12 protein-coding genes and 1 pseudogene are annotated in these 13,198 nt (G+C 74.1%); 4 read left to right on the top strand and 9 right to left on the bottom strand.

The window, feature by feature from the left end; all coding sequences use genetic code 11:
• From EAD98_RS11645 to EAD98_RS11625, 5 genes and pseudogenes are all read right to left on the bottom strand, one after another.
• Nucleotides 1–777: pseudogene (locus EAD98_RS11645) on the bottom strand (hypothetical protein); the annotation flags it as partial.
• Nucleotides 774–2,540: an ABC transporter permease subunit gene (locus EAD98_RS11640; RefSeq protein WP_121654065.1), complete on the bottom strand. Its 1,767-nt coding sequence runs from the start codon at nt 2,538–2,540 to the stop codon at nt 774–776. The gene EAD98_RS11640 and the pseudogene EAD98_RS11645, both read right to left, overlap by 4 nt.
• Complete coding sequence (locus EAD98_RS11635) at nt 2,537–3,817, bottom strand: extracellular solute-binding protein (protein WP_121654064.1); 1,281 nt, start codon at nt 3,815–3,817, stop codon at nt 2,537–2,539. The genes EAD98_RS11640 and EAD98_RS11635 overlap by 4 nt, the downstream gene beginning before the upstream one ends.
• Nucleotides 3,814–4,446 (bottom strand): ATP-binding cassette domain-containing protein, encoded by a 633-nt coding sequence (locus tag EAD98_RS11630; protein ID WP_158609788.1) that lies wholly within the window; start codon nt 4,444–4,446, stop codon nt 3,814–3,816. The genes EAD98_RS11635 and EAD98_RS11630 overlap by 4 nt, the downstream gene beginning before the upstream one ends.
• A 95-nt stretch (nt 4,447–4,541) precedes the next feature.
• On the bottom strand, nt 4,542–5,534 hold the full coding sequence (locus tag EAD98_RS11625; RefSeq protein ID WP_121654062.1) for a YafY family protein: 993 nt from the start codon (nt 5,532–5,534) through the stop codon (nt 4,542–4,544).
• Nucleotides 5,535–5,578: 44 nt separating this feature from the next.
• On the opposite strand from EAD98_RS11625, the gene EAD98_RS11620 reads away from it, so the two are divergent.
• Together EAD98_RS11620 and EAD98_RS11615 are read left to right on the top strand one after the other, a co-directional pair.
• Entirely contained in the window at nt 5,579–6,058 is a 480-nt protein-coding gene (locus EAD98_RS11620) for a hypothetical protein (protein WP_121654061.1), read from the top strand.
• Complete coding sequence (locus tag EAD98_RS11615) at nt 6,058–6,516, top strand: hypothetical protein (protein WP_121654060.1); 459 nt, start codon at nt 6,058–6,060, stop codon at nt 6,514–6,516. Before EAD98_RS11620 ends, EAD98_RS11615 begins: the two co-directional genes overlap by 1 nt.
• Nucleotide 6,517: 1 nt before the next feature.
• Here the strand turns inward: EAD98_RS11615 and EAD98_RS11610 are convergent, their stop codons facing one another.
• Nucleotides 6,518–7,183, bottom strand: coding sequence for a TetR/AcrR family transcriptional regulator (locus EAD98_RS11610; RefSeq protein ID WP_121654059.1), 666 nt, complete (start codon nt 7,181–7,183; stop codon nt 6,518–6,520).
• 112 nt (nt 7,184–7,295) lie between these two features.
• Here EAD98_RS11610 and EAD98_RS11605 point away from each other — a divergent pair, with 112 nt between their 5' ends.
• A complete protein-coding gene (locus EAD98_RS11605; RefSeq protein WP_233583801.1) occupies nt 7,296–8,816 on the top strand; it encodes an NAD(P)/FAD-dependent oxidoreductase in 1,521 nt (506 codons plus the stop codon).
• A gap of 73 nt (nt 8,817–8,889) precedes the next feature.
• Complete coding sequence (locus tag EAD98_RS11600; RefSeq protein ID WP_121654058.1) at nt 8,890–9,774, top strand: SDR family oxidoreductase; 885 nt, start codon at nt 8,890–8,892, stop codon at nt 9,772–9,774.
• A gap of 3 nt (nt 9,775–9,777) precedes the next feature.
• On the opposite strand, the gene EAD98_RS11595 is transcribed toward EAD98_RS11600, so the two are convergent.
• The 3 genes from EAD98_RS11595 to EAD98_RS11585 all read right to left on the bottom strand — a co-directional run bounded on the left by EAD98_RS11595 (nt 9,778) and on the right by EAD98_RS11585 (nt 13,071).
• Nucleotides 9,778–11,238 (bottom strand): cryptochrome/photolyase family protein, encoded by a 1,461-nt coding sequence (locus EAD98_RS11595; RefSeq protein ID WP_121654057.1) that lies wholly within the window; start codon nt 11,236–11,238, stop codon nt 9,778–9,780.
• Between the two features lie 110 nt (nt 11,239–11,348).
• Nucleotides 11,349–12,494 (bottom strand): low temperature requirement protein A, encoded by a 1,146-nt coding sequence (locus EAD98_RS11590; protein ID WP_233583800.1) that lies wholly within the window; start codon nt 12,492–12,494, stop codon nt 11,349–11,351.
• Nucleotides 12,495–12,651: 157 nt separating this feature from the next.
• Nucleotides 12,652–13,071 (bottom strand): hypothetical protein, encoded by a 420-nt coding sequence (locus tag EAD98_RS11585; protein ID WP_121654055.1) that lies wholly within the window; start codon nt 13,069–13,071, stop codon nt 12,652–12,654.
• Nucleotides 13,072–13,198: the final 127 nt, after the last annotated feature.

Raw genomic sequence — 13,198 nt, 5'->3', positions numbered from 1 at the left:
CGCGGCGGCGAACAACTCGACCGCCTCGGCCGGGCCGGGCTCGGCGATCCAGTGCGTGACCACCCCCTCCAGCCCGCTCAGCGCCGGACCGCCGGCGAGCAGCAGCCGGCAGGTCCGCGCGGTGGGCGGAAGCAGCGGCCGGACCTGCTCGGGTCGGTCGACGTTGTCCAGCACCAACAGGATCTTGCGGCCGTCGAGCTGGCCACGCAGCGCGTCGGCGGCGACCGCGAGGGCGTCCGGCCGGCCCGAGATCGGCGCAGCGGTGCCCAGCACCCCGGCCAGCGCGGTGAGGACCTGCCGGGCGGACCGGGGGCGACCGCCGCGGCGCAGGTCGAGGTAGTACTGCCCGTCCGGGAAGTCCTCCCGGCACAGGTTCGCCGCCTGCACCGCGCAGGCGGAGGTGCCCACGGCGCGCCGGCCCAGCACGGCCACCGCATGCTCCCGGGCGAGCAGCGCGAGCACCGCCTCGACGTGCTCGTCGCGGCCGGTGAAGCCGGCCGGGTAGGGCAGCGTCGGCGCGCCGGCGGCGGGCGCGGCGACGACCTCGGTGGGCTCGGGGCTCACCTCCCGACCGGCCCGGCGCCGGCGCATCTCGAACACCACGAAGCCGATCCCGCCGGTGACCACCAGCACGATGCTGGCGGGCCCGAGCACGCTGGCCGCCAGCTCGGAGAGCAGGTTGCTGGCCAGGTTGCCGAGCACCCCGCTGACCAGCGTGCCGACGGCGATCAGCACCGGCCAGCGCGGCCCCCGGCCGGTGCCGGTGGGGCTGGTCACCGGACGCCGCCGGAGACCAGGCCGGCGACGAGCTGCCGCCGGGCGAGGACCACCAGCACCACCGGCAGCACCGAGGCGAGCACCGAGCTGGCGGCCAGCAGACCGCTGTTGCTGACGAAGCCCCGGGTCTGCCCGGCCAGGAAGTGCCCCAGCGGTGCCGCCTCCGGCCCGCTGAACAGCAGGCCCACCACCAGGTCGTTCCAGACCTGGACGAACTCCAGCACGGAGACCGCCACCACCGCCGGCAGGTTGTGCCGGGCCAGCCGGCGCAGGGTGCCCCACCAGCGCCGCCCGCCCAGCCGGGCGCCGCGGACCTGCTCGGCCGGCAGGTCGGCGAACGCGTTGCGCAGCACCAGCACCGCGAACGGGACGCCCAGCGCCACGTGCACCAGGGCCAGACCCCGAGCCGTGCCGGAGGAGAGCACCAGGCCCAGCACCTCGTTGACCGGCCCGGCGATGACCTGGACGGGCACGACGCTGGCCGCCAGCAGCAGCAGCCCGGTGGCCTGCGCGGCCGGACCGGTCAACCAGGCCAGCGGGTACGCGGCCAGCAGCGCCACCACCAGCACCGTGGCGGTCACCACGGTGGCCAGCAGCAGCGTGAAGGCCAGCGTCCGCCACAGCTCGGTGCCGGTGACCATCTGGCGATACGAGCCGAGCCCCGGCGGCGCCGACCACCAGCCGCGCGCGGCGGAATCCACCCGCCCGTGCAGGGAGGTGGCGACCAGCACCACCAGCGGCACCAGCCAGGCCACCGCGGCGCCCGCCGCGAGCAGCCGGAACACCCGCCGGGGCGGCGCCACCCGGTCCGGGCCCGGCGGCGTCTCGGCCCGCGGCGGGGGCCACGCCTGCCGGACGAACAACGCCGCCACCAGGATCCCGCCGACGACCGCCGCCAGCCACACCACGCCGAGCGCGGCCCCCTCACCGGTGGTGGTGCCGCCGGAGGTCTGCCAGACCCGCAGCGCGAGCACGGCGGCCTCGTCGCGGACCGAGCCGGGAGTCATCACCAGGATCAGGTCGAAGGTGCGGCTGGTGCCCACCGCCACCAACGCGAAGACCACCGCGACCGTCCGCAGCAGCAGCGGCCGCCACTGCGCGTCCCACAGCACGTGCCGGCGACCACCGCCGTAGGCGCGGACCGCGTCCGCCAGGCTCGGCGGCACCGCGTCCAGCGCCGCCCGGAAGACCAGCACCGCCAGACCCACCCAGGCCCAGACGAACGCGGACATCAGCGCCACCGTGACCAGGCCCGGCCCGAGCAGCTGCGGGGCGTCCTCGGCGGACCGGCCGGTCAACCGCGCGGCGACCAGCGTGGCCAGACCCCGGGTGGGGTCGGGGTCGTACATCAGGCGGAACGTCACCCCGGTGACGACCAGCGGCAACGCCACCGGCACCAGCAGGATGAGGCGGACCAGGCCACCCTCCTGCGAGCGGCGGGACGCGGCGGCGAGCAGGTAGCCCAGCGCTGTCACCACCGCCGGCACCAGCACCGCCCAGAGGACCGTGCGGCCGACCACGGCTCCGGTGTCCGGCGCGGCGAGCGCGGTGCGGAAGTGGGCGGCGCCGACCCAGTGCCCGCCGGTGGTGACACTGGCGTGCAACGTCCGCAGCACCGGCCACACCACCAGCCCGCCGAGCAGCACCATGGCGGGCAGCAGCAGCGCGGAGGTGGCCCCGGCCGCCGGGTAGGCCCGGCCACGCCGGGCCGGCCCGACGTCGTCGAGGACGGCCAGCTCGCCGAGCACCTTCACCTGGCTCATCGGCCGCCGTCCGCGCTGCGGGCCGCCGCGGCGAGCTGGCCGGTGGCGCGACGGACCGCCTCGGCGGCCGGTACGCCGTCGGTGACGTCGGCGAAGAAGTCCTGCATGATCCGCCAGATCCCCAGCCCGTCGGAGCCGGTGAACGGGCCGGGCAGCTGGTCGGAGAGGTCGAAGCGCAGGGTGCCGGGGGCGCGCATCTCCTCGGCGAGCCGGCGGCGGACCGGGTCGACGTAACCGTCCAGCGGGATGGTGGTGTTCGGGGAGAGGTAACCGCCGACGCGCAACCACGGCTGGAACGAGTCGGCTCTGGTGAGCCACTCGACCAGCTCCACGCCGCCGCGGGCGTCGGCGAACGCCACCGCCGCGTCACCGCCGACGATCAGGGGGCCGCGGGCGCCCGGCCGGGCGCTCGGGAACGGGAAGGTCTCCGGCTCCTCCGGACCGCGTCGGAACGTGCCGATCACCTCGGCGGTGAAGTCGGCCTCGAAGACCATCACCGCCCGCCGGGAGCGCACGACCTGGATCACCGACTCCTCGTACTGGGTGAGCAGGGCGCGGCGGCCGCCGCCGGGGAAGGCGCCGTCGATGCTCCACAGTTCGGCGAGCCGGTCCAGGGCGTCGCGCACCGGTCGGCCCTGCCAGTCGGCGTCCGACCCGGCGAGCGCGTCGTACGCGTCGGGCGTCAGGTCGGCCAGGACGTTCTCGAACCAGTCGGTGAGCACCCAGCCGTCCGCCGCGCCGATCGCCAGCGGCGCCGGGCCGGACCCGCGCCGGGCGAGCGCGCCGAGGGTGCGCGTCAGCGTGACCAGCTCGTCCCAGGTGCCCGGCGTCTCGGGCAGCACCGACGGCAGATGCCAGATCAGCGACTTGTGCGCCGCCTTCACCCAGACGCCGTAGCGCCGCCCGCGGGTCATCAGCAGGTCGCTCAGCCCGGTGGGCACCGCGTACTCGCTCGACGGCCGCACCGGGCTCAACCAGCCTCGCTCGGCGTACTCGGTGACCAGGCCGGGACGCGGCAGGATGGCGACGTCGGGGCTGGTGCCGGCGAGGTGCCGGGCGCGCAGGAACGCGTCGATGTCGTTGCCGGCGCTGACCACGTGCACGGTGCCCGGGTAGCCGGCCACCACCTCGCGGAACCGGTCCAGCTCGTCGCTGCTCCACACCACCGCCACCTGCACCGAGCGGGTGCCGCCCGCGCAGCCGGCCGTGGCGGCCGTGGCGCCGGCCGCGGCGGCCCGCAGCAGCGTACGCCGGGTCACCCGGCCGGCCGGCGTCATCCGGCCACCCCCTCGGCCTCGGTGACCAGGTCGTGCCGGCGCGGGATCTCGGCCAGGGTGGCCGGATCGGCGGTGCACACGAGCACCGCGACTCCGGGCGCGTCCGGTGGGGACAGTCGGGGCAGCAGGTCGCCGAGGCGGCTGCCGCCGGCCGGTTCGGTGGGCAGGTCGACGACGAGCACCTCGGGCAGGCAGACGGCGGCCCGGGCGAGGGCCACCCGGAACCGTTGGGCGTCGGAGAGCAGGTGCGGCAGCAGCGCGAGCGTCGGGGCCAGCTCCAGCCGGTCGACCACGGTGGCCGTCCAGTCGTCGGCCACCTCGTGCACCCGTTCGCGTTTGCGCTGGCCGTACTCGATGTTGCGGCGCACGGTGAGCTGGGGCAGCAGCGCGCCGCCGGCGGGCACGTAGCCGATCTGCCGGCGTGGCGGCGGTTGGGCGGTGACGTCCCGGTCGCCGACCACGACCCGGCCGGTGACCGGGGCGGCGAGGCCGGCCAGGACCCGGGCCACGGCCGTGCCGACCCGGGGCGGCGCCACCAGGGCGGCCGTCGTGCCGGCCGGTACGTCGAGGGTCACCGGCCCGGTGCCGGGGACGGCGACCAGTGCGTGTAGCCGTAACGTGAGCCTCACCTCCGGTGACCGCTGGTGACCGTCCCAGGGTGGCACACCGTGCCGACAGTCGATGCCCCGCAGATCTTCCATTGTGGAGAAGATGCCGCGGGCCGCTACCGTGCCGGCTGTCCGCTGGGGGCGTAGAGGGCGGCCAGTCCGGCAGCCGTGGCGGCCAGCCGCTCGCGCAGCGCGACCGGCGTCAGCACCTCCACGTCGGCACCGAGGCGCAGCAGGTCGCCATGCGCGTGGGTGAGCGACTCGATCGGCAGCGTCGCGGTCACCCAGCCCCGGGCGTCCGGTGGCCCGGCGCTGGCGTCCACCGCGGCCACCACCGGATCGCTGCCGATCTCCCGCAGCCGCTCCCGGCCGCCCGGGGAGAGCCGCACGGTGGCCTCGTCCTGGTGCAGCCGGGCCCGGAACTGCACGACGTGCGCGCGCCACCAGGCCGGCAGGTCGAAGTCGTCCGGCCGGTCGAACTCCTGGCCGAGAGGGGTCAGCGCGAGGATCTGGTTGACCCGGTAGGTCGCCGGGGCGCCACGGCCCGGCCGGTCGGCCACCACGTACCACCGGCCGCCCTTGAGCACCAGGCCGTACGGCTCCAGCACCCGGGTCACCTCGCCGTCCCAGCTGCGGTAGCGCACCTCGATTCGGTGCTGCCGCCAGACCGCCTCAGCCGTGCGGGCCAGCTCGGGGGAGGCGTCGCCGTCGGCGTACCAGCCGGGCGTGTCCAGGTGGAAGCGTTGCTGGAGCTGGGTGGCCCGGTCGCGCAGCGGGGTGGGCAGCGCGGCGTGCAGCTTGAGTTGCAGCGCGGCCACCACGTCGCCGTAGCCAAGCTCGTCGGCGGGCCCGGGCAGCCCGGCGAGGAAGAGCCGGTCGGCCTCCTCGGCGGTCAGCCCGGTCAGCCGGGTCCGCCAGCCGTCGACGAGTTGGTAGCCGCCGGCGTGCCCGGCCTCGCCGTAGAGCGGGATGCCGGCGGCGTGCAGCGACTCCACGTCCCGGTAGATCGTCCGCGGTGAGACGGCCAACCGCTCGGCGAGCTGCGCGGCGGTGAGCCGGCCGTGCGACTGGAGCAGCAGCAGGAGGGAGAGAAGTCGACTGGCCCGCACTTCACTGACACTAGCTGTCAGGGGAGTCGTTCTACCGTCCCGGCATGGCTTTTCGCGACAAGGATCTACGAACGCCGGGACCGGTCATGGTGGACGGCCGGCAGCTCAAGCGCTACCACATCGACCAGCCGGAACGGCCCATCGAGCCGGAGGTGGAGAAGGCCGCGTACGACCTGCTGCCGGCGCTGCTGGCGGACGTCGCCGACGACGGCACTCCGGCCGCCGGGTGGGTGGTGCTGCACCGGGGTGCGGACACCGGCGCCTACCTGCTGGCGTACACCTGGGTGTGGGACAACGCGGTGGAGGTGCGCACCGCGGCGGCCGGGCAGCCGGCGCTGGACTGCCCGGACGATGATCCGGCACACTTCGTCGAGCTTCGCCGCCCCGCGGTGGGCTGCGTCTGGGAGTTGGCGGTGCTGGAGCACGAGCGGGCCGCCTGGGTCCGGCACATGCTGGCGCCGGAGAGTCCCGACCTGACCGGTTACCTGCACGACACACGAGCGGAAGGGCCGGTGGGCCGCTGATGGGCGACTTCGACTTCTTTGTGGGCACCTGGAACGTGGTCAACCGTCGGCTGCGCAAGCGGCTGGTGGGCTCCGACGAGTGGGAGGAGTTTCCGGGGCTGTCGGTCGCCCACGGCTTCTTCGGCGGCGGCGGCCACTTCGACGAGATCACCTTCCCGACCAGGGGCTCGGCCGGCGCCACGGTGCGGATCTTCGACCCCGCCCGCCAGGAATGGTCGATCTACTGGATGAGCAGCGACCGCGGCGAGCTGGAGCAGCCGCCGATGGTGGGCCGCTTCGTCGACGGCGTCGGCCGCTTCTACGCCGACGACCAGCATGAGGGGCGCCCGGTGCGGTGCCGGTTCATCTGGTCGGAGATCACCGCGACCACCGCCCGCTGGGAGCAGGCGTTCTCCACCGACGGCGAGCGCACCTGGGAAACCAACTGGATCATGACCTTCACCAAGGCGGCGCAGTAGCTCAGGTCGACGGCGGGACGGCGGTGTCGCGGTAGATACCGGCCATCCAGAGGTCGAGCAGCACGTCCACCACGTCCCGCTCGTCGACCGCCGGGCCGTCGCCCGCGAACGTGGCGTACCAGACGCGCTCGTTCATCGAGTTGAGCGCGATGGCGAGGTCCCGGGCGGGCAGCCCGTCCGGGGCCGCGCCGCGTCGTCGTTCCGCCTCGATGGCGGCCTCGATGGCCTGCACCCAGCGTTCCAGCACCGCCGCCCAGAGCCGGCGTACCTCGGCGTTGGTGCCGCGGACCTGCGCGCAGGCGAGCACCAGCGCGCGGTGCGCGCCGAACGTCTCGTGGAACCGCTGGATCAGCTCGCGCCACCGGGCCCGCGGGTCCTCCGCGAGCCGGACGAGCACGTCTCCGGCGGCCGCGTCGGCCTCCTCGGTGACCCGGTCCAACAGGGTCAGCAGCACGGCGTCCTTGGACGGAAAGTAGAAGTAAAACGTCGGCCGGGAGATGCCGGCGCCCCGGGCCAGGTCGTCGATCGAGATGTCGCCGAACGCCCTCTGCTCCAGCAGCCGCTCGGCGGTGGCCAGGATCGCCGTCTCCCGGTCGTCGCCGGTGGAACGGGCGGCGCGGCGACCGCGCGGGCTCGCTCGCCCGGCGCCGGTGCGGGCGGTCGTCATGTCCGGTGATGCTACCCGAACTCAACACCCTGTCGATGACACTCGACAGGGTGTTGACTGCTGTCGACGGCGGTGGATAGTGTCCGTCCACTGCCCCGGATGGAGGAATGCCATGACCTCCGACCATGTCGACGTGCTCATCGTCGGAGCCGGCCTGTCCGGCATCGGCGCCGCGTGCCACCTGCGCCGCGACTGCCCCGACAAGACGTACGCGGTGTTCGAGGCGCGCGACGCCATCGGCGGCACCTGGGACCTGTTCCGCTACCCGGGCGTCCGGTCCGACTCGGACATGTTCACCCTCGGCTACTCCTTCAAGCCGTGGACCGACCCGAAGGCCATCGCCGACGGCGAGGCCATCCGCGAGTACGTCCGCGAAACCGCCCGGGAGTACGACGTGCAGCGGCACATCCGCTTCGGGCACCGGGTCGTACGCGCCGAGTGGGACAGCGACACCGCCCGCTGGACGGTGCACGCCCAGCGCGCCGACACCGCCGAGACCATCGTCCTGACCTGCTCGTTCCTCTTCGCCTGCACCGGCTACTACCGCTACGACGAGGGATACACCCCGCCGCTGCCCGGCGTCGACGCGTACGCCGGGCGCCTGGTGCACCCGCAGCACTGGCCGGACGACCTCGACCACACCGGCAGGCGGGTGGTGGTCATCGGCAGCGGCGCCACGGCGGTCACCCTGGTGCCCGCGCTGGCCGAGCGCGCCGCCCACGTGACCATGCTCCAGCGCTCACCCACGTACGTCATGGCGCTGCCCTCGCGCGACGTCCTGGCCGACGCGCTGCGCCGCTGGCTGCCGGCGAAGGCCGCGTATCCGGTGGTGCGCTGGAAGAACGTGCTGCTGTCCACCGTCAACTTCCAGCTCAGCCGGCGCGCGCCCGGGCTGGTGAAGCGGCTGCTGCGCCGGGCCGCGAAGGGCCGGCTGCCGGTCGGCTACGACATCGACCGGCACTTCTCGCCCCGCTACGACCCGTGGGACCAGCGGCTCTGCGTGGTGCCGGACGGCGACCTGTTCACCGCCCTGGAGCAGGGCACGGCGTCGGTGGTCACCGACACCATCGACACCTTCACGACGCACGGCGTCCGGTTGGCCTCCGGCGACGAGTTGCCCGCCGACATCGTGGTCACCGCCACCGGGCTCAACGTGCTCGCCCTCGGCGGCCTGACGCTCCGCGTGGACGGCGTCGAGGTCGACCTGGCCGGCACCGTCGCCTACAAGGGCATGATGCTCTCCGGCGTACCCAACTTCGCACTCACCATCGGCTACACGAACGCCTCGTGGACGCTCAAGGCCGACCTGGTCGCCGGCTACGTCTGCCGGCTGCTGCGCCACCTGGACCGCACCGGCCAGCACGTCGTCACCCCGCTCCCGCCGCCCGACGGCGAGCGGGTGCCGCTCATCGACCTGCGCTCCGGGTACGTGCTGCGCAGCGTCGACGCGCTGCCCAAGCAGGGCGCCGCCGCGCCGTGGCGGCTGTACCAGAACTACGCCCGCGACGTGCTGCTGATGCGGCACGGCCGGCTCACCGACGAGGGCGTGCGGTTCTCCCGCGCCCGCGGCGTGACCGCGCCCGACGAGCCCGCCGCGCCGGCCGCGCCACCGACCGGCACCCCGGTCCGCTGACCGGACGGTCCGGACGCGTACCGATCCACCCCCGGCCAGGTCGCCGGGGCCCGCCAGGAAAGGAGCACCGATCGTGCAGAGGTTCGACTTCGCCGGCGCGACGGCCGTGGTCACCGGCGCGGCCAGCGGCATCGGTGCCGCGCTGGCACACGCGCTCGCGCGACGGGGCAGCGACCTGGTCCTGCTGGACCGCGACGCAGGGCGGCTCGACGCGGTCGCCGCCGCCATCCGCGTCGACCACCCGGACCGCCAGCTGCACACCTATTTGGTGGACCTCGCGGACGCGGCCGCCACCGCGCGGGTGGCCGTCGAGATCGGTCAACGGCACCCACGGGTACGGCTGCTGGTCAACAACGCCGGAGTCGGCCTCGGCGGCCGGTTCGACCAGGTGACGTTCGACGAGTTCAGCTGGGTGATCGACATCAACTTCCGGGCCGTGGCGCAGCTGACCCACGCGCTGCTGCCCACCCTCAAGGCGGAGCCCGGCGCGCACCTGGTCAACGTCTCCAGCCTGTTCGGGCTGATCGCCCCCGCCGGGCAGGCCGCCTACTCGGCGAGCAAGTTCGCGGTGCGCGGCCTCACCGAGGCGCTGCGCCACGAGCTGGTCGACGACGGCATCGGAGTGACCTCGGTGCACCCCGGCGGGATCCGCACCCGGATCACCGAGAACGCCCGCGTCGGCAGCGGCGTCTCCCTCGAGGAGTACACGGCCGGCCGGGCGCAGTTCGAGAAGCTGCTCACCATCGCGCCGGAACGGGCCGCCGAGGTGATCCTGCGGGGCGTCGAGCGACGCCGGGGCCGGGTGCTGATCGGCTGGTCGGCGAAGGTGCCGGACCTGCTGGCCCGACTGCTGCCGGCCTCGTACAACCGGCTGCTGGTCACCGGTTTGAACCGGGGTGTCGTCCGCCCGACGCCGTCCGCCGGTGCGGTGCCGGCCGCCGACGCCGGCCGCGGCTGACGGTCAGGGCGGTGTGCTGCCGCGCTTCTCCTCCTGGGCCAGCACCGCCTCGCGGTGCTCCGGCTCGGCACGGCGGGCCAGTTCGGCGGCGAGTCGCGCGTCGGCCACCAGCCGCTCCCGGTTGCGGTGCAGAAAGCTTTCGAAACCCCCGGTGTACGGGCAGGCCAGGTCGCCGAGCGCCCGCTCGGGCACGTAGCGACAGCCCGCGCAGTAGTCGCTGATCTCGTCGATGTCGGTGCCGTCCACCGCGTACGGGCGGGTGTCCACCCGGGCCAGATCGGCGTACTGGCTCATGCCGATCACCGTCGCGTTCATCACCCAGTCGGCGCCGTCGACGAAGCAGCGCTGGAACCAGTCCACCACCTCGGTCGGGCGCCAACCGCGCTGCAGCGCGTAGTTGCCGAGCACCAGCAGCCGGGGGGCGTGGTGCGTCCACGCCCCGTCCCGGACGGAGGCGAGCACGTCGGCCAGGCAGCGGGCCTCCACCGCGTCGGCGTCCAACTCGGCGAACCAGTCCGGCACCGGCTCGGTCGCGGCCAGCCAGTCCGCTCCCCGGAACCGCGGTTCGAAGTACCAGTACAGCTGCCAGAGGAACTCCCGCCAGCCGAGCAGCCCCCGGATGAACGGCTCCACCGCCGTACGCGGAGCGGTGCCGGCCCGCCACGCCTGCTCGGCGGCGCGCACGGCCGACTCCGGGTCGAGCAACCCGAGGTTGAACGAGGACGAGAGCGCCGAGTGCGCGAACAGCGGGTCGTCGGCGCTCATCACGTCGGCGTACCGGCCGTACCCGACCAGCCGGTGGGTCACGAAGTGCTCCAGCCGGGCCTGTGCCTCGCCGTGGGTGGCAGGGAACCGCCGGGGACCGTCCCGGCCGACGAACCGCACCCCGTCGGCCGCCCACCGGTCCAGCTCGCGACGGACCTCCGCGTCGATGTCGTCCTCGACGATCGGCGGCGGTGGTGGCGGGGTCGCCGGCGTGGCGCCGCCCTCGGCGCGTGGTCGCCGCGTCGTTCCGGCGCCGCCGGCCGGGCCGGTCAGCACGGCGTGCCACCGGCGGGCGTGCCGGTAGAAGTCGGTCATCCGCAGCGGGCCGCGCCGGGAACGGTCCGCCCAGCCGGCGAAGTCGGCCTGGCTGGTGATGAAGCCACGCGGCGGAAGCACCCTCAACCCCGGCACCGACCGGGCGAAATCCAGTGCTGCCCGGGAGTGCGGATGGCACACCTCGAGCGGCTCGGCGACCTGCGCCAGCGCCTCCCGGAACGTGTCGGCGCGCAACAGCAGCGCCTGGTCGCCCAACTCCGCCGCCCGGTGCCGCAGCGCGGAGAGGATCAGATGCGCCTTCTGCCGGTGCATCGGCCGGCGGCGGAACAACTCCCGGATCTCCACCAGCAGCACCGGCTGGTCGGGGTCGTCGAGGAAGTGTGGCCCGAGCTGGTCGGCCAGCAACCATCGGCGGCGAAGCATGCCTCAATTCTGCCCACTCCCGGGCCGTCGCGCCCAACAGCGGGCCGGCAGGTCGCGTCCGCTTTCGGGTAGGGCGGCGCCGGCACCGGCCGGACGTCGCGGCTCGGGACTCAGGCCGGGTCGGCCTCCGGGGCCGAGGTCGGCAGGACGTCACGCCGGCGCAGCAGCACCGTCAGCGTCACCAGGGCGAAGAGCAGCAGCGCGAGCAGGGCCACCGGGGCCGGGCCCAGCGGCGCGAGCAGCGCCAGCAGTGCGACGACCGGGAACGCCACGACCACCGCGCCGCGCTGCTGCAGGCGCACGTGCAACACCCAGACGGTGAGCAGGTAGACGGCGACCGGGACGGCCACCGCGTACCCGGCGGTGACCTCGGAGATGTGGGCGATGTGCCGCTCGTGGTCCGCCACCACGACCAGGCCGGCGCCGACCGCGGCGACCGCAGCGAAGATCAGATAGTGGCCGTAGCCCCAGACCAGCGAGTAGGGCAGCCGGTCGGGCGCCTCCACCGGCCGGTCGAAGTAGAGCCACCAGATCGCGAACACGATGACCGCGCCGGCCGCCGCGAGCGACCAGAGGCCATGGGCACCGGCGTCCAGCCCGGTCTGGATCGCCAGCGAGATGGACAGCACCGCCTCGCCGAGCACGATCAGGGTGAACAGTCCGTACCGCTCGGTGATGTGCCGGGGGTGCCACGGTGTCATCCCGGGCCGCTCGGCCACCGCCGGCACCAGCAGGTCGGCCAGCGCCAGCAGCACGAACGACGCGATGCCCCACTCGTCGGGCAGGGTCAGCCGCAGCAACCAGCCGATCTGCACGACGGTCACGCCGATGGCGTAGCGGCGGGCCGCGGAACGGTGCTCGGGGTCGCCCGCGGCCGCCCGGGTCCAGTGCACGACGGCGGCCAGCCGCATCACCACGTACCCGTAGGTGATGACGGTGAAGTCGCCGTCGGTGAACGCGCGTGGCACGCCGGCCGCGATGATCAGCGCACCGGCGATCTGCACCAGAGTGGTGATCCGGTAGACGTCGTCGTCCGTGTCGTAGGCCGAGGCGAACCAGGTGAAGTTCATCCACGACCACCAGATCGCGAAGAACACCATCAGGTAACTGATCACCGCGTGGCCGAGGTGGCCCTCGGAGACGTCGTGGTGCAGATTGCCGGCGGCCTGCGCCACGGCCACCACGAAACACAGGTCGAAGAACAGCTCCAGCGGGGTGGCCGAGCGGTGCGGCTCGTCCCGGAGACGGGGCCGCATCGGCCGGTAGAAAGGCCGTACGGAAGGGGAACGGGTCAACGCAGCTCCTCGGGTCGCCCACACGATAGCGAGCCGAGCACCCGTTCCAGGCGTGATCTGCGGCGCGGGCGGTCAACCGGCCTGCGCCACCCGGCGCGCGGCGTCCCGGCGGGTCGGGTCAGTGGTGCCGGCGGCCGTGGGTCAGCCCCTCCAGCACCAGGGTCAGCCCGGCGCCGAGCAGCCAGATGTCCTTGGCGAACCCCGTGCCCTGCTGGGTCGGACGCACGCTGCCCGGCTCCCGCATCCCCGGCGTCTTCAGGTAGAGCTGCATCAGGCCCGCGCCGAAGGCCGTCAGACCGAGCCCGGCCAGGGGGGCCGGGACGAACGGCGCGAGCAGCGCGGCCCCCAGGGCGATCTCGGAGTACGACAGCAGCTTGGCGAAGCGCGCCGGCTCCAGCTGGCCGAGTTGCGGCATGGCCGCGACCGCCATCCCGTGCATGCCCTCGGCTGCGCCGCCTTCCAGATTGCGCTTGCTCAGACCAGAGTTGAGGATGAACGCGCCGATGCTGACCCGCAGTGGCAGATGCGCCAGTTTCATGATCACTCCTGGTGGCCGGTGGTCCGAATGCGGCCCGCGTACCCGCCGCAGCCGGCGATAACCCGTTGGGCCGACTGGGCCGGCCGTGGTGATCGCGGTAGGTTCGCGAGGGGCTCACCCCCGGGCC

Origin of the sequence: Micromonospora sp. CV4 (assembly GCF_003667455.1) — a bacterium.
In the GTDB taxonomy this organism is placed as follows: Bacteria; Actinomycetota; Actinomycetes; order Mycobacteriales; family Micromonosporaceae; genus Micromonospora.
Note: the sequence above shows the minus strand (reverse complement) of the source record. Positions and strands in the feature narration are given on the sequence as shown.